21 protein-coding genes are annotated in these 21505 nt (G+C 45.4%); 4 read left to right on the top strand and 17 right to left on the bottom strand.

Annotated features, from left to right (window positions below; genetic code table 11):
• Positions 1 to 95 precede the first annotated feature (95 nt).
• The 13 genes from ACFQ1X_RS04875 to lepA all read right to left on the bottom strand — a co-directional run bounded on the left by ACFQ1X_RS04875 (position 96) and on the right by lepA (position 14181).
• Positions 96 to 575: a hypothetical protein gene (locus ACFQ1X_RS04875; protein ID WP_144840141.1), complete on the bottom strand. Its 480-nt coding sequence runs from the start codon at positions 573 to 575 to the stop codon at positions 96 to 98.
• Positions 576 to 605: 30 nt separating this feature from the next.
• Positions 606 to 1592, bottom strand: a complete 987-nt coding sequence (gene floA, locus ACFQ1X_RS04880) for a flotillin-like protein FloA (RefSeq protein ID WP_144840140.1) — start codon at positions 1590 to 1592, stop codon at positions 606 to 608.
• Positions 1593 to 2921 carry an NfeD family protein gene (locus ACFQ1X_RS04885; protein ID WP_144840139.1) on the bottom strand — a complete coding sequence of 443 codons (1329 nt, stop codon included), beginning with the start codon at positions 2919 to 2921 and terminating at the stop codon, positions 1593 to 1595.
• A gap of 251 nt (positions 2922 to 3172) precedes the next feature.
• Positions 3173 to 3346, bottom strand: coding sequence for a 30S ribosomal protein S21 (gene rpsU / locus ACFQ1X_RS04890; RefSeq protein WP_112232367.1), 174 nt, complete (start codon positions 3344 to 3346; stop codon positions 3173 to 3175).
• 94 nt (positions 3347 to 3440) lie between these two features.
• On the bottom strand, positions 3441 to 4109 hold the full coding sequence (gene deoC / locus ACFQ1X_RS04895; RefSeq protein ID WP_144840138.1) for a deoxyribose-phosphate aldolase: 669 nt from the start codon (positions 4107 to 4109) through the stop codon (positions 3441 to 3443).
• Positions 4110 to 4176: 67 nt separating this feature from the next.
• A complete protein-coding gene (locus tag ACFQ1X_RS04900; RefSeq protein ID WP_144840137.1) occupies positions 4177 to 4914 on the bottom strand; it encodes a 16S rRNA (uracil(1498)-N(3))-methyltransferase in 738 nt (245 codons plus the stop codon).
• Between the two features lie 13 nt (positions 4915 to 4927).
• On the bottom strand, positions 4928 to 5869 hold the full coding sequence (gene prmA, locus ACFQ1X_RS04905; protein ID WP_144840136.1) for a 50S ribosomal protein L11 methyltransferase: 942 nt from the start codon (positions 5867 to 5869) through the stop codon (positions 4928 to 4930).
• Between the two features lie 15 nt (positions 5870 to 5884).
• On the bottom strand, positions 5885 to 6994 hold the full coding sequence (dnaJ, locus tag ACFQ1X_RS04910) for a molecular chaperone DnaJ (RefSeq protein WP_144840135.1): 1110 nt from the start codon (positions 6992 to 6994) through the stop codon (positions 5885 to 5887).
• A 113-nt stretch (positions 6995 to 7107) separates the two neighbouring features.
• Entirely contained in the window at positions 7108 to 8946 is a 1839-nt protein-coding gene (dnaK, locus tag ACFQ1X_RS04915; protein WP_144840134.1) for a molecular chaperone DnaK, read from the bottom strand.
• 21 nt (positions 8947 to 8967) lie between these two features.
• A complete protein-coding gene (gene grpE, locus ACFQ1X_RS04920) occupies positions 8968 to 9588 on the bottom strand; it encodes a nucleotide exchange factor GrpE (RefSeq protein WP_144840133.1) in 621 nt (206 codons plus the stop codon).
• Between the two features lie 75 nt (positions 9589 to 9663).
• A complete protein-coding gene (hrcA, locus tag ACFQ1X_RS04925) occupies positions 9664 to 10692 on the bottom strand; it encodes a heat-inducible transcriptional repressor HrcA (RefSeq protein ID WP_144840132.1) in 1029 nt (342 codons plus the stop codon).
• Positions 10693 to 11154: 462 nt separating this feature from the next.
• Complete coding sequence (gene hemW / locus ACFQ1X_RS04930; protein ID WP_144840131.1) at positions 11155 to 12294, bottom strand: radical SAM family heme chaperone HemW; 1140 nt, start codon at positions 12292 to 12294, stop codon at positions 11155 to 11157.
• 57 nt (positions 12295 to 12351) lie between these two features.
• Complete coding sequence (gene lepA / locus ACFQ1X_RS04935) at positions 12352 to 14181, bottom strand: translation elongation factor 4 (RefSeq protein ID WP_144840130.1); 1830 nt, start codon at positions 14179 to 14181, stop codon at positions 12352 to 12354.
• 217 nt (positions 14182 to 14398) lie between these two features.
• Between lepA and rpsT the strand changes: the two genes are divergently transcribed.
• Entirely contained in the window at positions 14399 to 14647 is a 249-nt protein-coding gene (rpsT, locus tag ACFQ1X_RS04940) for a 30S ribosomal protein S20 (protein WP_144840129.1), read from the top strand.
• Between the two features lie 351 nt (positions 14648 to 14998).
• Here rpsT and holA read toward each other — a convergent pair whose 3' ends face one another.
• On the bottom strand, positions 14999 to 16021 hold the full coding sequence (gene holA, locus ACFQ1X_RS04945) for a DNA polymerase III subunit delta (RefSeq protein ID WP_144840128.1): 1023 nt from the start codon (positions 16019 to 16021) through the stop codon (positions 14999 to 15001).
• Positions 16022 to 16176: 155 nt separating this feature from the next.
• On the opposite strand from holA, the gene ACFQ1X_RS04950 reads away from it, so the two are divergent.
• The gene (locus ACFQ1X_RS04950) at positions 16177 to 16311 is read left to right on the top strand and encodes a YqzM family protein (RefSeq protein WP_144840127.1); all 135 of its coding nucleotides are present in this window, start codon (positions 16177 to 16179) and stop codon (positions 16309 to 16311) included.
• A gap of 37 nt (positions 16312 to 16348) precedes the next feature.
• Here ACFQ1X_RS04950 and ACFQ1X_RS04955 read toward each other — a convergent pair whose 3' ends face one another.
• From ACFQ1X_RS04955 to ACFQ1X_RS04965, 3 genes are all read right to left on the bottom strand, one after another.
• Complete coding sequence (locus ACFQ1X_RS04955; RefSeq protein WP_379081595.1) at positions 16349 to 18490, bottom strand: DNA internalization-related competence protein ComEC/Rec2; 2142 nt, start codon at positions 18488 to 18490, stop codon at positions 16349 to 16351.
• Positions 18491 to 18621: 131 nt separating this feature from the next.
• The gene (locus tag ACFQ1X_RS04960) at positions 18622 to 19197 is read right to left on the bottom strand and encodes a ComE operon protein 2 (RefSeq protein WP_144840126.1); all 576 of its coding nucleotides are present in this window, start codon (positions 19195 to 19197) and stop codon (positions 18622 to 18624) included.
• 62 nt (positions 19198 to 19259) lie between these two features.
• Entirely contained in the window at positions 19260 to 19898 is a 639-nt protein-coding gene (locus ACFQ1X_RS04965; protein ID WP_144840125.1) for a helix-hairpin-helix domain-containing protein, read from the bottom strand.
• Positions 19899 to 20620: 722 nt separating this feature from the next.
• On the opposite strand from ACFQ1X_RS04965, the gene ACFQ1X_RS04970 reads away from it, so the two are divergent.
• Both ACFQ1X_RS04970 and ACFQ1X_RS04975 read left to right on the top strand, forming a co-directional pair.
• A complete protein-coding gene (locus tag ACFQ1X_RS04970) occupies positions 20621 to 21037 on the top strand; it encodes a hypothetical protein (RefSeq protein WP_144840124.1) in 417 nt (138 codons plus the stop codon).
• A 48-nt stretch (positions 21038 to 21085) separates the two neighbouring features.
• Complete coding sequence (locus ACFQ1X_RS04975) at positions 21086 to 21403, top strand: hypothetical protein (protein WP_144840123.1); 318 nt, start codon at positions 21086 to 21088, stop codon at positions 21401 to 21403.
• Positions 21404 to 21505: the final 102 nt, after the last annotated feature.

A 21505-nucleotide genomic window follows, 5' to 3' on the forward strand; every position in this document is an offset into this window, starting at 1 on the left:
CAGCCAATTCATTTAAATAGTTCAAGCCATAGAAAAAGCCTGGGAAAGAATCACGATTCTTCCACAGGCAGATTTTATAGCTATTCGAAGCCAAATTATTTCTTTCTTTTCGATTTTGGCGGCATGAAGACTTCCGCTAAAATAATTCCTCTTTGTGCATCGTTTTGTGTGAGCGGAAATAAATTTTTTGCAGGCTCCGGTTCCTTCCGAATAACACTGGCGGGCTTCTGATGAGCCGACAGCCTGCCGCTCGCCCGCTCCACCCGCTCAATTGCGGGTGCCGCAACTTCACGTTCACGGCCAGGTCTGCTTTTCGTATATCTCTCGGCCACTTCTTTTGCCGCTTTTGTTGCCTGTGTCTTTTTATCTGTTTCCGGATTCATCTGCGTCTGGAACTCACCATAAACCTCTTTGGCGTAATCTTCCATGCGTTTGAATCCACCCTGGGCGCGGCCGGATGGACTTTGTTTCTTTTCTCCCGAGCCACCGGACGAAGAACGTTCTTCGCCTTTCTTTTTATTGCTGAAAAACGCGCTTACCGCCATTATGATAAGGGCAAATATGAGTGGTTCCATGGGACAAACCTCCTCTTTGGATCATTGCTTTTATTCTTCATTAGACTCAGGCGTACTTGTTTTAGCAATCGAATCGCGCATGCCTGTATCAGCCTGTACATTTTTATAGTTTACGTAATCCATAACGCCGATGTTCCCCGAACGGAGAGCTTCAGACATTGCAAGTGGAACTTCAGCTTCAGCTTCAACAACTTTAGCTCTCATTTCCACAACTTTAGCTTTCATTTCCTGTTCGCTGGCTACAGCCATTGCACGGCGTTCTTCAGCTTTGGCCTGAGCGATTTTCTTGTCTGCTTCCGCTTGCTCAGTCTGCAATTCAGCACCGATGTTTTTACCGATATCAACATCCGCAATATCAATGGAAAGAATTTCGAAAGCTGTTCCGGAGTCAAGGCCTTTGCCCAAAACAGTCTGTGAAATTAAATCAGGATTTTCAAGAACTTTTTTATGGCTTGTGCTTGAACCCAGTGTAGAGACAATACCTTCACCAACACGTGCAACGATTGTTTCTTCACCAGCACCACCGACTAAACGGTCAATGTTGGCACGTACTGTAATACGGGCTTTCGCTTTCACTTCGATGCCATCCATCGCCACACCGGCGATAAATGGTGTTTCAATAACTTTCGGGTTTACCGACATCTGCACAGCTTCCAGAACGTCACGTCCTGCAAGATCAATCGCAGCTGCACGTTCGAAAGGCAGTTCAATATTCGCACGATGTGCCGCAATCAATGCGTTTACTACACGGTCAACGTTACCGCCTGCAAGATAATGGCTTTCCAGTTGGTTGATTTGAACCGATAAGCCGGCTTTGGAAGCTTTGATCAACGGGTTAACGATACGAGATGGGATAACACGGCGAAGACGCATACCGATCAAGGTGAAAATACTTACTCTGACACCTGCTGCGAGCGCTGAAATCCATAATGTTACGGGTACAAACGTAAAGAATATTGCCAGTATGACGATTATACCGATTATGGCTGCCCCTAAATATATTGCTTCTAATCCCATTTATTCTTCCTCCTCTTTTTCTTCCAGTTCGCGGACGACAATCCTTGAACCTTCTACCTTAATAATTTTAACATTTTTGCCCCGCCCAATGTAGCGACCTTCGGAAACCGCATCAATTCTTTCGTCCCCGAAGATTATAGTGCCGGATGGGCGCAATTCTGTAGCGGTAAGTGCCAATTGGCCGATCAGTTCCGGCCGATTGGCGGTTGATACATACCCACTTTTCGTATCGGTGGAATCCAATAAGATGATGCGTTTGAATAATTGGAGCCTTTTGCCAAAGAATTTCACTAATATCACCATCCCTAGAGTTGCTGCGACCATTGCAATAAGCACTGCGACGGCAGTGGTTTGTAAATCTCCGCCTGCCAACAGGATACTGCCAAGTACAGCAGCGATCCCAAGAAACCCTAACACGCCGCCGGGAACGAAAAATTCCGCAATCATCAAGCCGAGCCCGAGAAACAGCAAAATTACTGATTCAAAGCCGGCCAGCCCCGCCACAAGGTGTCCATAGAAGAACAGCAGCAGGGAAGTGAACCCGATAAAAGCGGGGACTCCAATGCCGGGCGTGAACATTTCAAGCAACAATCCGAGCATCGCAATACTCAACAGTATGGGCACGACCACCGGATTCGTCAAAAAACGGGCCAGACTTTCAGAAAATGTTTCATTGACATAAACCAGTTCAGAGTCTTCCAGGCCTTTCAATTCAAGTAATTCTTCAATCGATGACACAGTTCCTTCAGAATATCCAACCTGTTCCGCTTCGCCAGCTCTGAGTGTCAACAGCTCGCCTTCTCCCGCTCTATATTCCGGGAGATCGACTGATGCATCTGACATAGCTAACGCAAATTGCGGATCTCTATCTGAACTTTCGGCAGCATTTGCCATGGATGACCGCCATGCACTGTCCGCTTTGTCACCTGCCGCATTTCCAGACTGATCGATGACTTGCGCTGCTCCCATTCTTGCCGAAGGGTGCATGTAGATTTCCTCCGCATTCAATGCGAGAAAAACGCCGGCTGACAGGGCATCCTGGTTGATAAAAGCGATAGTCGGAATTGAGGTTTCCTGCAGAAGGCGTGCAATTCCATCTGCTGCATCGACAAAACCGCCCGGCGTATCGATTTCAAAAATGATTGCGCCGGCTTCAGCTTCTTCCGCTTCTTCAATGCCTCTGTCGATGAATGCCTGCAAACCTCTTTCAACTTCCGCTTCCACCGGAATTATGTAAACGGAATGGTTGTCTGCGTGCAGCACCGGAATCAGCGACAGCAATACAAGAACAAACAACATAAAAGCAGTAAAGATTTTCATGCCTTTCATAAAAATCACCCCTTTACTAATCCGCTCCTTTATATACGGATGAAATTGTAATCGGTTTCATATTCGGTGTTTCTTTAATTATAAATTTAAAATTTTGGAATAGCTAAGAAAGCGCTTTCCGGTTATACCCGGAATTCATTTGTTTTCACCATTTGTCCATAATATAGAAAAACCGGCTGCACATTGGATGTGCAGCCGGTTTCAGCTGGTCGTTCATATTTTTAAAAGTCTCATTTTAAAAGTAAGGTCAATTAAAATTTACGTTTACGCGCAGCTTCTGATTTTAGTTTGCGTTTTACGGACGGCTTATCATAATACTCGCGCTTTCTTACCTCTTGCATTGTTCCAGATTTAGAAACAGTGCGTTTGAAGCGGCGAAGAGCATCTTCAATCGATTCGTTTTTACGAACGTTAGTTTTTGTCATCTCTTTTTCCCTCCCTCCGAACACACGTTGAAGCGAATAACAACAAGTGTTATATACCAAAAATTATATCGTATGTTCAAACCCGAGTCAATAGTTAATAATCGGAATCCGATTTCAAGCCCTGTACAATCTGTACTCCCGAACTTGCACCGATGCGGCTTGCGCCCGCATCTATCATCGACTGAACATCTTCCAGGCTTCTGACTCCGCCGGAAGCTTTGACACCGAGTTCAGGTCCTACAGTTTCACGCATCAATTTAACATCTTCGACTGTAGCGCCGCCAGTTGAAAAGCCGGTTGATGTTTTGACGAAATCTGCACCCGCTTCTTTTGACAGCCTTGAAGCCAATACTTTTTCCTCGTCTGTTAAGAGGCTCGTTTCAATGATCACTTTTACGATGGCTTTGCCTTTAGCAGCTTCGACAACCGCCTGGATGTCATTCTTTACAAGCTCGCTGTTGCCGGATTTGATTGCGCCTATATTGACAACCATGTCAATTTCTTCTGCGCCTTTATTGATGGCGTCAGTTGTTTCAAAAGCTTTCGTTTCAGAAGTCGATGCTCCAAGAGGAAAGCCGATGACGGTGCACACTTTCACTTTGCTGTCAGTCAGTTCCGCAGCAGCAGTTGCCACATACGAAGGATTGACGCAGACAGAAGCAAATTCATATTCCGCTGCTTCCTTGCAAAGCTGGATAACCTGTTCTTTAGTAGATTCCGGTTTCAATAAAGTATGGTCGATATAAGATGCAATGTTTGTCATGTAAATGCTCCATTCTTTAATTTTGATTTTATTTTTGAAATGCGTGCATTCCCATTCTTTCCTGAACTTATTCAAATTCATAGGACATTGCGGACAATGCATAAAATGGTGCCGTTTCCGTACGCAGGATGCGTGGTCCAAGTGAAGTGAACAGTGCCCCCGCTTGCTTCAGGCTGGCTGCTTCATTTTCTGAAATTCCGCCTTCAGGTCCGAAAACAATCAGTATCGAACTTTTATCATACAATGTTTTCAAAATATCGGCAAACCGCGCCGGGCTTGAAGACCGAGCCTCTTTTTCGTAAGCCACGATTACAGCGTCAAAGGAATTTGCAGCTTCCATCAATTGCTTGAAACTGTGGACATTATGTATTTCAGGAATATGGGTCCGGTGTGATTGTTCTGCCGCTTCTTTGGCAATCTTTTGCAGCCTTGATATTTTCTTATCGCTTTTTGCCGCATCCCATTTGACGATTGATCGTTCGGCCGCAAAAGGAAGCAATGCAAACATGCCTAGTTCAGTGCTTTTTTGGGTGATGAGATCCAATTTATCGCCTTTGGGCAATCCACAGGCAATCGTGACCTGCTTCGGCATTTCCACATCAGACTCCATTTCCCTGTCGAGTCGAACTTCAATATCCCGCTCAGCAGCAACGATTGTCGCTTCAAAAGCTTTGCCATCCATAACCGCTATCAACCGATCGCCAACAGTTTGACGCATAACTTTGGCGATGTGCTTTGCATCATCGCCAGTAATTTCAGTTATACGGTTTTCGGGAACTTTGCCTTCAATAAAATATCGCTGCATCGTTGCACCCCGTTCATTCAGGTTTTTTAGAAATGATTGTTACCCAATCTTCCATCATCATAATATCTTCTATTACAAAACCGGATTTCTCAAGCGCTTCCCTGACGTCTTTTTTCTTAGCTGAAATTATGCCGGATGTAATATAATGCCCTCCCGGCTTCACAACCTGGTAAGCGTCATTTGTAAAGGAAATGATGATTTCAGCCAGAATATTAGCTACAACGACATCCCCCGGCTCTTCAATCGTATCGACCAGATTGCCGCCCGCGACTGTTACACGGTCCTGTACTCTATTGAGTTTCACATTGATGCCGGCAGCTTTGACCGCAATATCATCCAAATCGAGTGCATGAACAGACTTTGCCCCAAGCAATGCGGCGCCAATTGCCAAGACGCCTGAACCGGTTCCGATATCGATGACTCGCTGGCCTTTTTTGACCGTTTTTTCCAGAGCTTGCAGGCTCATCACTGTCGTCGGGTGAGTGCCGGTTCCGAACGCCATACCCGGATCCAACTCGATGATGAGTTCATCACTCGATACCGGATTGTAGGTTTCCCACGTCGGCACAATCGTAAAGCGCTGAGAAATCTTGACCGGATGGTAATATTTCTTCCAGGCAGTAGCCCATTCTTCCTCATTCACTTCGCTGATTGTCACCACATTGGCGCCGATGTTGATGTCATAGGTGACTAGATTACTGACAGCCAGTTTTATCGCTTCGACTGTTTCGCCAAGAAAACTGTTTACCGGCAAATAGGCTTTCAGAATTACGCCATCCTTTGGAAAGTCATCCGCATTTAAAGACCAGATCTCTCCGAATTGATCTTCCCGTTCTTTCAGCAGATCTTCCGAGTCTTCAATCACAACGCCACTTGCGCCAGCTTCGTGCAGGATATTCGAAACGGATTCAATCGCTTCGTTTGTCGTATGGATGGATAGTTCTGACCATTTCACGTGCAAACAGCTCCTTTAATCGCCTTTGATGGTTCGTTTGATTTTATCGAATAATGAACTTGCCTGTTCTTCCGGAATATCTCCACTGATTTCCGCAAACTCTCTGAGCAATTGACGCTGCTTTTCATTGAGTTTGGTCGGAGTTTTCACTTTAATAATAACATGCTGGTCTCCCGTGCCATAGCCGTGGACATTTTTAACACCTTTTCCTTTCAAACGGAAACGTGCGCCACTCTGGGTTCCTGCAGGGATTTTCAATTTCACTTTTCCGTGGACAGTAGGAACTTCGATATCATCGCCTAGAGCTGCCTGCGGATAAGTTAATGCCAATTCAAGATAGATGTCATCGCCTTCACGCTGGAATTCCTTATGCGGTTTTACGCGGAAAACGACATATAGGTCTCCTGGTGGCCCTCCGTTGTATCCTGGTGCGCCTTGCCCGCTGACGCGCAATTGCTGGCCATCGTCGACTCCGGCTGGAATACTGACTTTGATTTTCTTAACTTTGCGCACTTTGCCTGCGCCTTTGCACGTTTGGCATTTTTCTTCGATAATCTGGCCAGTTCCTTCACAATGATGGCAGGCTCTGCGATTGACCATACGGCCGAATGGCGTGTCCTGAGTCACGTTCAGCTGGCCAGTTCCTTCACAGTATGGACATGTCTTTTTCTTAGTGCCCGGTTTTGCGCCGGAACCGTCACATGTATCGCAATTTTCTTCTTTAGGGATTTCAACTTCCGTCTCTTGCCCGAATACTGCGTCCATGAAATCGATCGGCATGGAATACTGGAGGTCTTCCCCTTTTCTCGGCGCATTCGGATCGCGGCGTCTCGTTCCACCGCCAAAGAATGTGCTGAAAATGTCTTCGAATCCAAAACCTTCTGCTCCGCCGCCGAAGCCCTGATTCGGATCCTGGTGGCCGAACTGGTCGTATTGTGCACGTTTCTGCTCGTCACTCAATACTTCATAAGCATCTTTAACTTCCTGGAACTTCTCGGATGCATTCGCATCCTTATTGATATCCGGATGAAATTCTTTTGACAGTTTACGGTACGCTTTTTTGATTTCTTCCTTGGATGCCGTTTTGGAAACACCAAGCACCTCATAATAATCTCGCTTATTCATATGTCACTCTCCCTCTAACAATCACCTGTTATTGTACACGCTATTAATTGAGCTTGCAAAGACATTGAAAAAGCCAAAGCATGTTGCTTTGCTTTGACTTTTTCCGGTCTTTCTTATTTCTTGTCTGAATCGTCGTTGACTTCTTCAAAATCTGCATCAACGATATCGTCGTTTTCGCCGGCTGCACCTTCTGTGTCGCCTTCAGCTGCCTGTTGAGCTGCTGCAGCCTGTTCATAAGCTTTCATAGACAGGGCCTGCAGGATTTCGTTCAACTTCTCTTTCTTCTCGCGGATATCGTCTGTGCTGTCGCTTTCAAGAGCAGCCTTCAGTTCATCACGCGCTTCTTCAGCTTGTGTTTTCTCTTCTTCAGTTACCACTTCGCCTAAGTCAGCGATTGTTTTATCAGTCTGGAAGACTGCCTGATCCGCTTCATTGCGAAGTTCAACTTCTTCTTTCACTTTCGCATCCGCTTCAGCATTTTCTTCCGCTTCTTTGATCATGCGTTCGATCTCATCATCAGTCAATGAAGTATTGGACTGGATCGTGATCGTCTGTTCTTTCTGCGTTCCAAGGTCTTTTGCTTTAACGCTTACGATACCATTTTTATCAATATCGAATGATACTTCAATTTGCGGTACGCCGCGCGGTGCCGGTGGAATATCAGCCAATTGGAAACGGCCAAGCGTTTTATTGGCTGCTGCCATTGGACGCTCCCCTTGAAGAACATGGATATCAACAGCCGGCTGGTTGTCAGCTGCAGTTGAGAATGTTTGTGATTTCGAAGTTGGGATCGTCGTATTGCGTTCGATCAATTTAGTGAATACGCCGCCCATCGTTTCGATACCCAGTGATAATGGCGTTACATCCAGAAGAACTACATCTTTGACGTCACCAGTCAAGACTCCGCCTTGAACAGCTGCGCCCATAGCAACAACTTCATCAGGGTTTACGCCTTTATGAGGATCTTTTCCTGTTTCTTTCTTAACCGCTTCCTGTACAGCAGGGATACGAGTTGATCCACCTACTAGAATTACGCGGTCAAGTTCTGAAGCTGAAATTCCAGCATCTTTTAATGCCTGACGAGTTGGCCCCATTGTGCGTTCCACCAATGATGAAGTCAGTTCATCAAATTTCGCGCGGCTCATAGTCACTTCAAGGTGAAGCGGTCCAGATTCGCCGGCAGTGATGAACGGTAATGAAATCTGAGTTGAAGATACTCCGGAAAGATCTTTTTTCGCTTTTTCCGCTGCATCTTTCAGGCGTTGTGTTGCCATTTTATCTTTGGAAAGGTCAATTCCGTTATCTTTTTTGAATTCCTGTACCAGATAATCGATGATCAATTTATCGAAATCATCTCCGCCAAGACGGTTATCGCCTGCAGTGGATTTTACTTCGAAAACGCCATCGCCAAGTTCAAGGATGGATACGTCAAACGTACCGCCACCAAGGTCATAGACCAGGATCGTTTCATCTGTTTCCGTTTTATCAAGGCCATATGCAAGTGCTGCAGCAGTTGGCTCGTTAATGATACGCTCTACTTCAAGACCTGCGATACGTCCTGCATCTTTTGTAGCCTGGCGCTCTGCGTCATTGAAATAAGCAGGAACTGTAATTACCGCTTTAGTCACTTTTTCACCAAGATATTCTTCTGCATAGCCTTTAATGTATTGCAGGATCATGGCAGAAACTTCCTGAGGCGTATATTCTTTGCCTTCAGCAGAAACCTTTTCCTGTGTTCCCATCAAACGTTTAATAGACTGGATAGTATTCGGATTCGTGATTGATTGGCGTTTAGCTACTTCTCCGACCTGGCGTTCTCCGTTTTTAAATGCCACAACGGATGGTGTTGTGCGGTTGCCTTCCGGATTCGGAATAATTTTCGGTTCGCCGCCTTCTAAGATTGCTACAGCTGAATTTGTTGTTCCTAAGTCAATACCAATAATTTTACTCATTTAAATTCCTCCAATTAACTATTATTCGTTTACTTTAACCATTGCCGGGCGTAAAACTCGGCCTTTTAGAGTGTAACCTTTTTGCAATTCCTGCAATACAATGCCTGGTTCCGCGTTATCGTCTTTTTCCTGCATGACTGCCTGATGGAAATTTGGATCAAATGGCTCCCCGACAGCTGGAATCTCTTCGAGCCCTTCACGTTTCACCGCTTCCAGCAGTGATTTCCGGACCATATCGACGCCTTTCATAATCGAGGCTGCATCGTCACTTTTCGTTTCAACCGCCATTGCGCGTTCAAAGTTATCCAATACCGGAAGCAGATCCGTCAGCAATGACTGCGAACGGAATTTAGATGCGATTTCCCTGTCTTTCTGGGAACGTCGTTTGAAGTTATCATAATCAGCCAAAAGACGAAGATATTTATTCTGTTCCGCTTCCACTTCATCTTGCAGTCTGGCGATAACATCTTCTTCAGATTCTTCGGTTTCTTCTATTATTTCCTGTTCCTCAGCGCTGTTTTCTGCAGCTGCAGATTCTTCGTTCAGGGTATCGTTATCACCTGTTTGCTCTTCAACCGAAGATTCTTCGATGTCTGCTGCGATAGTTTCCTCTTTGGTCAGAGGCTTTTTTTCGTTAAACAAATGATTTCCCTCCTTTTGTTCATATTGTCCAGACTCCAGCGGCCCAGCTTAACGGGGCCTCTCGCTTTTCCTTACTTAACTCTTGAAAGTCCGATTCAGCTCTTTGGAAAGGTCGCCGCTCAAAGTATCCAGCAAAGACACGATTCGCTTATAATCCATCCTTTTCGGACCGACGATTGCGATTGAACCGGTCTGTTCCTGACCGATATCATAAGATACCGTTATAACCGAGCAGTCCTCCATTGCTGAAAGTGCATTTTCTGAACCGATCCGGATATGGAGACCCTGGTTGCCGACTGGAATGATCATCGGAATGTGTTCCGTTTCTTCCATAACATCCATCAGGCTCCTGATCTTGTGAAGATCGTGAAAATCAGGCTGGTTCAGGATATTCAGCTTGCCGCCGTAGTAGACGTTTTTTTCCCTCGGGAGAATGACTGCCTGACGGAAAGTCTGAAATAACTCTCCGTAGCGTTCCAAATGCTGCTTCATGACCATCATCGTTTCCTGTTCCAGCCGCGAATGCAGATCGTACAGGGAAACGCCCACCAGGCGCTCGTTTAGGATATTGACCATTTTTTCGATTTCAGAAGGATTGAGCCCCTCCGGAATCGGAAAAATTCTGTTCTCGACATGGCCGGAATCCGTCACGATTATCGCCACTGCTGAAATGGCAGACAGCGGCACAATCGACAGATTCTTGACGATATGCCGCTCTATATCCGGTCCGAGCAAGATTGAAGTGTAATTGGTCAATTCCGAAAGGATCATCGCGGACCGTTTGATCACTTCTTCGGTCTCGCTGATTTTATCTTCGAAAATAGAGCGCAATTGAATGATGTCTTCTTTCGGTAGCGGCCGTGGCGTCAGCAGATGGTCGACGTAATAGCGGTAGCCTCTCTCAGAAGGAATCCTGCCGGAAGAGGTATGGGTCTTTTCAAGAAATCCCATACTTTCCAAATCGGCCATCTCGTTCCGGATGGTTGCGGAACTGAATGAGAGACCGGATTTTTTAGATAGTTGGTTTGATCCCACCGGCTGCGCTGATTGAATGTAATCATCCACTGTCACTTTTAAAATGAGCAGTTGCCGTTCTGTTAACATGATCATCACCTCTGTTAGCACTCTTATGTGGCGAGTGCTAAGACTACACTAAAATTACCAAATTCCATTTGCCTTGTCAACGATTGCGCATCTATATAAAACTTAATTTAAATATTTTAATTTTATACAACGCTTCGGCGCTTTGGACAAGCCTCCCGCAATAAGCCGAGAAAACCACTCGTCTTATTACTCCGGCTAGTCCGGAGGCGCGCCGGCGCTAAAAGAATTCTCTAGAGATATGGAGCAAAACAGCGAAGAATTGAACGAAGCCTGCGAGGGCAACTCTTTGCGACGAAGCAGCGAAGCGATTCAGGAGCAAAGGGTTTTGAGCGAGCCTCCGGCAGTCGGCACCGCGACGTCCTGTCGCGCCGACTGCATGACCCACATCCTGTGGGCCCGCAAGCGAGCTGTTTTGCGGAATATCGGTTGCTAGGAAATATCGACTCTTATACTATATCTATTTTAAGCCAGCAAAAATTGTTCAAAAACATTATTGCCGATAAAGCGGCCTTGTTTTGTCAACTTCACTCTGCCGTTTTCAATGACCAGGTTTTGACTTGAGATTTCCTTATTCAAAATGTCGCCGTAGACGGATTCCATTTCGATTCCGAACTTGTCGTTGAAATGTGAGAGCGACACGCCGGCTGTTTTGCGGAGTCCCAGAAACATTTCTTCTTCCATCTGTTCTTTCCGTGGCACTTCGTGGCTGTTCAGTATCGGGCGCTTGCCTTCATCCAGCGGTTCCATATATTTCTTCAATGGTCCGGCGTTTGAATAGCGGATGCCGTGGACGTAGCCATGCGATCCTGCTCCGGCACCGATGTATTCTTCATTGTCCCAATACAGGAGATTATGGCGGGACTCTGCACCTGGACGAGCGAAATTCGAAATTTCGTATTGCAGTATACCCCGTTTTTCCATTTCATCCATCAGTTTTTCATACATATCCGCTTCCAGATCTTCCGTGACCGTATTCAATTTTCCTTTTGTCATCAAATTATAAAACACCGTTTTCGGTTCGATGATCAGCGAATAGGCTGAAAAATGCGGAAGATCAAAAGCAAAAGCCTGTTCGAGCGTATCTTCCCATTGCTTCATCGTCTGGCCTGGCAAACCGTACATCAGGTCAAAACTCAGATCGGTAAACCCGACTTTGCGTGCATCTTCCACAGCTCTTGCGACATCGTTATTGCTGTGCGTCCTGCCAAGCCGCTTCAGCAGATCTTCGTCGAAAGACTGAACGCCCATGCTGAGGCGGTTGACTCCGCCTTTGAACAGCACCTCCATCTTTTCATAAGTCAATTCATCGGGGTTGGCTTCAGAGGTCCATTCCAAATTATCTGCCATCGGAACAAATTCGTGGATATAACCCAACAATTTTTCGAGTTGCTGCGGTTCAAGAGAGGTTGGTGTGCCTCCGCCAAGGAAAATCGTTTCCATCGGCACTTCGAGTGCACCTTGCTGCTTCCATAAAGAAAGTTCTTTCCCCAGGGAATCGATATAGGCATCCACCGGCTGGTCCTTGAAAAAGACTTTATTGAAGTCACAATAAAAACAGATCTGGTGACAAAATGGAATATGGATATATAAACCCTTAACCATTGATATTCCTCTTTTCTAATAGGAAAAGGAGGCTGAAACACCGCCTCCTCCTTTTGCTTATTTTGATTGGTCGTCCATTTTCAATATGGCCATGAACGCTTCCTGCGGCACTTCAACATTACCAACTTGCTTCATGCGTTTCTTACCTTCTTTTTGCTTATCAAGCAATTTCCGTTTCCGGGAAATGTCGCCGCCATAGCATTTCGCGAGGACATTCTTGCGCATTGCGCTGATTGTCTGGCGGGCAACGATTTTTTGTCCAATTGCAGCCTGGATCGGTACTTCGAATTGCTGTCTCGGAATCAGAGATTTTAATTTGTCGACGATAACCTTACCGCGTTCGTAAGCAAAATCGCGGTGAACAATAAAGCTCAGCGCATCCACTTGCTCCGCGTTCAACAAAATATCCATCTTCACAAGTTTCGATTCCTTATAGCCGATCAATTCATAATCAAATGAAGCATATCCTTTTGTCCCTGATTTCAACTGGTCGAAGAAATCGTAGACGATTTCCGCCAGTGGCAGTTCATAAATGATGCTGACACGCGAATTATCCAAATAATCCATTGTCAGGAAATTACCGCGTTTTTTCTGGCAGATTTCCATTACTGCCCCGACGTAATCATTCGGCACCATAATTGTCGCTTTGACATATGGTTCTTCCACATAACTGATCTTTTGTGCATCCGGCATCATCGCCGGGTTATCGATTTTCAGCACTTCATCATCTGTCATATGGACATTGTAGATAACACTTGGTGCAGTTGTGATCAAATCGATATTAAATTCACGCTCTATGCGCTCCTGGACAATTTCCATGTGCAATAATCCGAGGAATCCGCAGCGATAGCCAAAACCGAGCGCCTGGGACGATTCCGGTTCAAATTGAAGGGCTGCGTCATTCAATTCCAGTTTTTCAAGTGCATCCCGAAGGTCATTGTATTTCGAGGTATCAATCGGATAAAGTCCGCAATACACCATCGGGTTCATGCGGCGGTATCCTGGCAATGCTTCAGCTGCAGGGTTTCTGGCCAGCGTAATCGTGTCGCCGACCGGTGCATCGCCGACATTCTTAATGGCGGCTGTCAGGAATCCAACATCACCGACAGTCAATTCTTCACGAAGCGTTGCTCTTGGTGTGAAAACACCCGCCTCAATTACTTCAAACTCTTTATCGCTGGACATCATTTTGATCTTGTCGCCAGGCTTGACTGTGCCTTCGACGATTCTGACATAAGAAACGATTCCGCGGTACGGATCATAAAGAGAGTCGAAAATCATCGCTTTTAATGGTGCGCCGGGATCTCCGGTAGGGGCTGGAACTTTTGCAACAATCTGTTCCAGAATCTCTTCGATGCCGATTCCCGCTTTCGCAGAAGCAAGCACAGCTTCAGAAGCATCAAGTCCGATAACTTCTTCCACTTCCTGGCGAACCCGTTCAGGATCAGCTGCAGGCAAATCGATTTTATTGATGACCGGCAGGATCTCGAGGTCGTTGTCGAGAGCCAGATAAACATTCGCCAAAGTTTGCGCTTCAATGCCTTGTGCAGCATCGACAACCAGCACTGCGCCTTCACAGGCAGCAAGGCTGCGTGAAACTTCATAAGTGAAATCGACATGGCCTGGCGTATCGATTAAATGCATGATATAAGTTTCGCCGTCTTTCGCTGTGTAATTCAATTGGACAGCGTTCAATTTAATAGTAATGCCGCGTTCGCGTTCCAAATCCATGGAGTCCAGCAGCTGCTCTTTCATTTCCCTTGCGGTCAGGGCGTTTGTTCGTTCCAGTATGCGGTCGGCAAGCGTCGATTTCCCATGATCGATATGTGCGATGATGGAAAAGTTACGTATTTTGCTTTGACGCGCTAATCTCTGTTCTTGGTTCATGGTCCACACTCCTATACAAACTACTATGAATTATAGCAGTACCCCAGCCATTGAGCAATGAATGCACTAGAATTCATTTCACTGTAAAGGCAAACTTCTTTGCACGTATCTATTGCATTCCTTCTCCCTGTTTGATAAAATAACTCATGTTGTATAGAGACATTAAAGAGTTGAGGTGTTCCCATCTCTTTTCCTATTTGTCTAGGAGGTGAAAGATATGCCAAACATTAAATCTGCGATCAAACGTGTGAGAACGAATGAGTCTAAAAACGCTCAAAACACGAAAGCTAAATCAGCAATGCGTTCATCTTTGAAAAAAGCTGAGCAGGCTTTGACTAACAAAGACGAAAACGCCAGCGCTTCGGTTAAAGTTGCGATTAAACAAGTGGAAAAAGCGGCTTCAAAAGGCTTAATCCACAAAAATACTGCAGCCCGCCAAAAATCTCGCTTGATGAAACAAGCGTAAACATGTGAAAAGCCGGTTCCTTTCTTCAAAGGAGCCGGCTTTTTTTCGTTGTTGAAAATTAAAATATTTATAACCGATATTCCGTAAAATAGCTTCGCTTGCCTGGGGGCTCGCGCTGAGCTGACTCGGTCTCGTTTCACTTCGCCCAAGTGGATCTCAGCACTTCGCTTGGTCCCCTGGGCGTCTGCGCTATTTTACTCCATATCTCTAGAGATTTCTCTCCGTAAAGGCGCGCCTCAGGAGCATAATCTTTGCCCTCGTCCATAGCATCAAAACGGTATAATTATCGTATTCATTAATTCAACCTTTATAACTTCTTAACCTATATTCCGCAAAACTTCCAAAAACACGTCAGGCCTTCTTCACGGCTCTTTTCATCAGAAAGAATTCCAGGACGCGTTCCCGGTTTCCGCTGACTGTTTTGAGTTGGAGGTCGATATCGGCCAGGTCGCCAAGCACTTCGAGCAGTCGCTGCTCCGAAAAGGGCTGGCGCTTTTCGACCAAAAGTTTCACGCGATACGGATGGGCTTTTAATTGTTTGGAAATTTGTTGCGCATGATAGCCTTTTTTCTGCAGGTAATAAACATGCACCATGAAGCGGATCTGCGAAGCAAGCAGCGCAGCGAGTGCGACAGGTTCCTCTTTTTGCCGGAGCAGGTCGTAATAGACGCTGAGTGCGGTGCTGACATTGCCGTCGAGATAAGCCTGCAGCATTTTAAAAGCGTCCTGTTCGAGTGTACGGGCGGTCATCCTTTCAACCAGCTCTTCGGTAATTTCCCCTTCTGCTCCGAGGAAAAGGGACATCTTTTCAATTTCTGAGGACAATAAGGTCAGATTGGTTCCCGCCATCTCGACTAATTTCCGGACAGCATTCCGGTTGATCCCCTTGCCGAAAGATTTTGCTTCCTGTGCAAGCCACGATTCCAGATCGTTTGCCTGAAGTGCTTTGGCTTCGATCGTAACGGCATGCTGCTTGATTGATTTGACGATTTTTTTTCGTTCATCCAATTTTTCATAAGGTGCCACGAAAATGGTGACTGAACTTGATGGCGGATTTTCCAGCCAGGACTCCAGTGTTTTCAAATCGTGGTTGATCTTTTCTTTGCCGCGTTCAGCCGCTTTCAGAAATGAAGCATTTTTTGCGATAATCAATTTCCGGTCGCTGAAAAACGGAAATGTATCCGCCTCGTCGATGACATGATCAACCGGGACCTCATCGAGATCGAAGAATGACAATTCGAGTTCTCCCGCCTGAGTCATGGAGGATTTCAATAGATCCAATGTTTTTTCGATGAAATAACTTTCGGTGCCTATAATGACATATACAGGGTCGATGTGACCGCTGCGTATGGATTTCCAGATTGAAGTGATCACGTTACCGCCTCCTGTCTCTACTATAGCGGATTTTGGACATTTTGTGGGATTTGTCTTTTCTGTGACGCCACTTAATTTCAGCCGCATAAATGAAGTTCAATGTAGATTTTTCTATTGCACTAGCTTATAATTAGAGTGAATTAGGAGGGATAGCCATGAATGAATTTGAAAATAATGTACAATCGAAGCGGAACGACGCCATCGATGCCGGTATGGGATTTGTGGTATCATTCGTGTTCTTCGCAACTATCTTTATTATCGCCGCAGTTGTACAATACGTAGCACTTTAATTCAATGAGGTTTCGGCTGTCAAGCCGAAACCTTTTTTTATTTGGATGTGTTTACAGTGTAAATGCCGTCCTGAAAAATGATTTCGATCGTCCCCTGTTCTGCTGTACTGAGTGTGGGCAAAGCCAGCGTCTCAAATCTTTTTACGACTTCTTGTGCCGGATGGCCATATCGATTGTCTTTGCCGGCAGAAAAAATCGACAATTCGGGTCGGAGTTTCGTCAGAAAAGCATCTCCGCTCGAGGTCTTGCTTCCATGATGGCCCACTTTCAACAAGGTAATATCCGCAAGCTGCTCTCCATATAACCCCAATATTTCATTTTCCCCATCCGTCTCCAAATCTCCGGTAAACAGCAATTTAAATCCGTCATACTCCATGAGCAGAACGAGAGAATCATTATTTCCTTCATAATTCCCGTCATCCGGACTTAGATAGGTAAAACTGATTTCTTCGCTCTGCCATTGGCTGCCTTGTCCCGGCAACCTGATTACCGTGTCATCCAAGTCCGCTTCCAGTTCTTTCATGATCTCCGAATTTTGGGATCCAGGAGACAGATGCAGTTCTGTTACATCGAACAGCTGGAGAATTTCATCTGCTCCTTCTGCGTGGTCGGCGTCGGGATGGCTCAGAATCATTTTATCGATCCTGGTAATGCCGTTGCCATGTAAATAAGGGGCCACAATCTGGCGCCCGATTTCAAACGGCCTGTCTCGGTCACTGAATCCTTCCCTGCCGAACCGCAGCACTCCTCCCGTGTCGATGAGGTACACGCCTTTCCGGTAAGGCAATTGGATTAATGCGCTGTCCCCCTGCCCCACATCAATGATTGTCACCTTTAACGAGCCGTCAAAATAAGGAAGCGCGGCGAAGACAATGGCCGGCACAACTCCGATGGCAATTTTCCACCAGCGAAAGCCCTTCTCCACCAAACTGTAAAACAGGATTATTCCTGCAATCATCAAACCTAAAAAAACTCCATCCGGTTTTCCAGGAATCCACATCTGATGTGGCCATTCTGCCAGCCAGATGGTCCAGTGCTCCACAAAAGTCCGAAACGGCTCATAAAAGAAGAAGACGAAATCTGCAGCCGGTTGGAACAATAAAGTCAGGGCCAGCAATAAAAGATTCATCGGCAGGATCAACAGCGTATAAAGAGGCACAAAAAGGCTGTTTACTGCAAAAGATGATATCGACAAGCCGAAAAAATGAAACAGCAGGATCGGGTATAAAGTAAACTGAGATATGAAAGTGATCAGCAAGCCCTTTCGAACGGGCGATTTTGCGGTCTCAAGCAACTTTAATGAATAGATGATGCCGAAGCTCGCGCCATATGACAACTGAAAACCGATTTTATAGATGATATAGGGATTTATTGTGATAAAGAAAATAAAACTCAGCAGCAGAATAGTTGCAATCGGAATCCGGACCCGAAAGAGCTTCAGCACCAGAACCGCCGCCGTCATGCTGACCGCCCGCCAAACAGAAGGTGCACCCCCTGCCATAAATGCATATAAAGGCAAAATCATCAATAGCAGAATCATTGCCGTTTCTTTTCGGATGCCGCATCGCAGCATCAATAAATACAGGAGACCGCTGATAATTCCAACGTGGAGTCCGGAGATTGCAAAAAGATGCGAAATGCCGAGCGTTTGCTGAATCCGCTGCTGTTCAGTGGAGATGCTTTTCCGTTCACCGATCAATAGCGCTTCGGCTTCTGCTGTTAAAGCGGGCGGAAAACTTGTCCGGATATGCTGTTTCAGATTTTCTCTTCTATTGGATAATGCTGCAGCAAATCCTTCGGTCATATTTTGAAATTCCATCATTTGAAGTGACAAAACTGACGACGCTCCATTATCTTTGAGATAGTTTTTCATATCGAAGGAGTAGTCGTGCGCCGCTTCAGCCGGTTCTTCAAAAATTCCCGATACCCTCCACACGGAATTTCGGACGAATCCTTCTTTTTCCTCTTTTTCTTGCGGTGTTGCAAAACGATAATTGGCATAAACCAATCCGCCGTCTTCGAGTCTCAGAAAACCTCTCACTGAGTCGCCATCAATTTTAAAGCCTTCCTGAAATTCAGCCTGGCCATCGTATTGACCCGAGTATTCCGGTAGTGCTGCATGGCGGATGTCCTGGACAATGAATATCCCAGCCGCAACCAGCAGAATCGACATAAACATACCGGACTTTTCCCTCTTCCAAAGCATCCATAGAAAAAGCAGCGCAATGAACACGAGATTCCCAGGTGCATCATGCGCTGCTATTGTACAGATTGCCACTGCTGCGGCAAGATAAATCGCCGTATTGCGGCTTAAACTTTTATTTCTTCTCCGAATAATTCCTTCACCCGCTCATTATAATGAGCCAACTCTTCATCGCTCCCGCCTTTTTCACGCAGCTTCTCCAGCAATTCCATATAAAGAGCAGCTTTTTCGACGCCCAAAAAGTCAATCTGGCGTTCATCAAAAATAACTTGTACCACTTCAACACCCGCCTGTTCCAACAGCTCGATTGCATATTCATGATTTTTATAATCGGCTGCATAATACAAACGGGAAATTCCAGCCTGTATGATTGATTTTGTGCATTGCAGACACGGGAAATGGCTGACGTACATATCGGCGCCGTTTACACTGACACCGTATTTCGAACATTGCAGCAATGCGTTCATTTCCGCATGGATGGTCCGCACACAATGGCCGTCGACCACATAACAGCCTTTATCGATGCAATGATCGCCACCGGAAATCGAACCATTATAGCCTCCTGCAATAATTCTCCGGTCGCGTACGATGGTCGCTCCCACTGCCAAACGCGTACAAGTGCTTCTGAGCGCCAGTAAATGGCTTTGTGCCATGAAAAATTGGTCCCAAGTTATTCGCTTCATTTAATTGCCCCCCGCTTTTACTGTCAATTTCAGTTTATCAGAGGTGGAAAAGACGTCAACAATCAGTTGACTGAAATCGCATCTTTCAAATTTTCGAAGGTCTTATCACCTATGCCGGTGACATCCTTCAATGCTTCAATTGAAGCAAATGGCCCGTGTTCTTCCCGGTGTGCAATTATGGCTGCTGCTTTCGATGGTCCGATGCCGTTGAGCGTTGTCAGGCCCGCTTCATCCGCGGTATTGATGTTCACAGTGCCGCCTGAACCGGCTGCTTCCGTGCCTCCTGGCGACTGCGTTATCACCGGAGTGGTAACCGCCGTTTCCCCCATTTTCGGGACATAGACACTCATTTCATCCGTTAATTTCATGGCCATATTGAGCGACAGGTCATCTGCTTCCGGCAGCAGTCCGCCTGCCAGGTCAATTGCGTCATGCAGCCTTGAATCCGCAGGCATTTCAAATACACCCGGTGCATTCACCTGGCCTTTTATTTCTATGAGAATATTTCCGGGTTCTGTTTCCGGTTCGTTGATAATGGTTGGGGTTTCACTCGGCTGAGGGGGTTCAGCTTCTATCAGATCAGATGGTGCCGTTACGATTTCATCGGACTCACCATGGGGAAATAAAAAATAAAGCGCCAGCAAGGAGATGACTGCAGCGGGGATCAACAGTCTGCTGTATTTACTGAAAATCTGTTGCATTGTCAGTGTGCATCCCTCTTTCCGGCGGGAAGCAATAAAATGAAGCTGTCTGAATTATACATTTATTGTAATCGGTTGTCTATCTATATAAGTTGAACTAATCATTTTTAATAGCCGATATTCCGCAAAACAGCTGCGCTTGCCTGGGGGCTTGCGCTGAGCTAACTAGGTCTCGTTTCACTTCGCCCGAGTGGATCTCAGCACTTCGCTTGGCCCCCTGGGCGTCTTCGCTGTTTTGCTCCATATCTGTAGTGAGTTTTCTCAGCAAAGGTGCGGCTCCGGACTGGCCGGAGCAATAAGACGAGTGCTCTTCTCGGCTTATTGTGGGAGGCAAGGTGCGCCATGAACTTGCGGCGCCAACTTTGCGACGAGCAGTGCGCAGGAGCATAATCTTTGCACTGTCCAAAGCGCCGAAGCGATGTATCAAGACTTTTTTGTTAAACTTAAAAAAATATAGATCTTTTAAATCAAAAAACCACCATAAATGTAACGGGTTCCGTTTTGAAGTACAAAACACAAAATAACAACTAAAAACGATATACAATTCGCACAGCAATTAGAACCAAACTCGCACCCCATTTCGTGAGAAATTCTGGTAATTCAGAGTTTCCGCGTCGGGATGTTTTTTTATTAAAAAGGTTTAATTCAAAACTTAGTTATAATTAAAGTAGTAATATAAATTAAGTAACGTGTTGCTGTATGTAAGACATAAGAAATGGGGGTTGATTAACATTAAAAAGAAATATGGTTATTTATTAGCACTAATTATTATCGGTTTGCTTGTTTTTAGTTTCTTGAGATGGAACGATTATCGAGAGAAAGATTTAGTTGAAGTATTAGATGCAGAGGAAATAGTAGAATTTCGTTTCGCCGACGGAACCGAGGAATACGTAGACCTTGAATTTAATGGCATTGTCACAGACCAAGAATCGCTTCAAGAACTCACAAACTTTTTCAGCGAATATAGAGTGAAAAAAGAAGGCGAGAGAAATTTCGAAACGAAATATCCCGATGAGCAATTTAATTTCCTCACTTCCTATGAAGATGATCGAATTACTACTTCTTACCCCAATTCGCGGATCGGCGGTGCTATTTTTATTTCAAATCAAATGTGTCTTAGAAATCTTAGGGGATTATAGCCTAAAAAAGGAATTATAAGTATAATAGTATAAAGGGGGCACAAAAAAATGAAAAAGTTAAGTGTATTAATCTTACTATTGGTTATGGTGTTGATGGGTTGCAGTAGCGATGAAACACAGAATTATTCATTGACTTCTACGAGCGACAATTGGGATGGAGAAATTCAAATTGAAGAAGGGCCTATTAATTCCGAAAATGAAGATGTCGCAATTATAATGGCAGAGTATACAGGTGATAATTCTGAAGCGTTGGCTGACGAAACGATTCTTATGACTATTTTTATACCTGATGGAAGTGTCGTAAAAGATTACAAAGGTCTTCCCGAAGATAACATTTTAGAATTTGATTATTCTCAATCTAATTGAATCAATTTCATAAATCGCCCTTTTAAAAAGTGCAGACGATTTTTCGGATCATTTTTTCCGTTTTTTAAATTTAGGCAGCTGCTAAAGCGGCGTGCTTGGCGG

It is taken from the genome of Metaplanococcus flavidus (assembly GCF_042675885.1).
GTDB classification, from domain to species: Bacteria; Bacillota; Bacilli; order Bacillales_A; family Planococcaceae; genus Planococcus; species Planococcus flavidus.

Bases quoted from the DNA above. Each gene is read 5' to 3' on its own strand.
- ACFQ1X_RS04875 (WP_144840141.1), bottom strand. From the start codon at position 575: ATGGAACCACTCATATTTGCCCTTATCATAATGGCGGTAAGCGCGTTT.
- floA (WP_144840140.1), bottom strand. From the start codon at position 1,592: ATGGGATTAGAAGCAATATATTTAGGGGCAGCCATAATCGGTATAATC.
- ACFQ1X_RS04885 (WP_144840139.1), bottom strand. From the start codon at position 2,921: ATGAAAGGCATGAAAATCTTTACTGCTTTTATGTTGTTTGTTCTTGTA.
- rpsU (WP_112232367.1), bottom strand. From the start codon at position 3,346: ATGACAAAAACTAACGTTCGTAAAAACGAATCGATTGAAGATGCTCTT.
- deoC (WP_144840138.1), bottom strand. From the start codon at position 4,109: ATGACAAACATTGCATCTTATATCGACCATACTTTATTGAAACCGGAA.
- ACFQ1X_RS04900 (WP_144840137.1), bottom strand. From the start codon at position 4,914: ATGCAGCGATATTTTATTGAAGGCAAAGTTCCCGAAAACCGTATAACT.
- dnaJ (WP_144840135.1), bottom strand. From the start codon at position 6,994: ATGAATAAGCGAGATTATTATGAGGTGCTTGGTGTTTCCAAAACGGCA.
- dnaK (WP_144840134.1), bottom strand. From the start codon at position 8,946: ATGAGTAAAATTATTGGTATTGACTTAGGAACAACAAATTCAGCTGTA.
- hrcA (WP_144840132.1), bottom strand. From the start codon at position 10,692: ATGTTAACAGAACGGCAACTGCTCATTTTAAAAGTGACAGTGGATGAT.
- hemW (WP_144840131.1), bottom strand. From the start codon at position 12,294: ATGGTTAAGGGTTTATATATCCATATTCCATTTTGTCACCAGATCTGT.
- lepA (WP_144840130.1), bottom strand. From the start codon at position 14,181: ATGAACCAAGAACAGAGATTAGCGCGTCAAAGCAAAATACGTAACTTT.
- rpsT (WP_144840129.1), top strand. From the start codon at position 14,399: ATGCCAAACATTAAATCTGCGATCAAACGTGTGAGAACGAATGAGTCT.
- ACFQ1X_RS04950 (WP_144840127.1), top strand. From the start codon at position 16,177: ATGAATGAATTTGAAAATAATGTACAATCGAAGCGGAACGACGCCATC.
- ACFQ1X_RS04955 (WP_379081595.1), bottom strand. From the start codon at position 18,490: ATGTTTATGTCGATTCTGCTGGTTGCGGCTGGGATATTCATTGTCCAG.
- ACFQ1X_RS04960 (WP_144840126.1), bottom strand. From the start codon at position 19,197: ATGAAGCGAATAACTTGGGACCAATTTTTCATGGCACAAAGCCATTTA.
- ACFQ1X_RS04965 (WP_144840125.1), bottom strand. From the start codon at position 19,898: ATGCAACAGATTTTCAGTAAATACAGCAGACTGTTGATCCCCGCTGCA.
- ACFQ1X_RS04975 (WP_144840123.1), top strand. From the start codon at position 21,086: ATGAAAAAGTTAAGTGTATTAATCTTACTATTGGTTATGGTGTTGATG.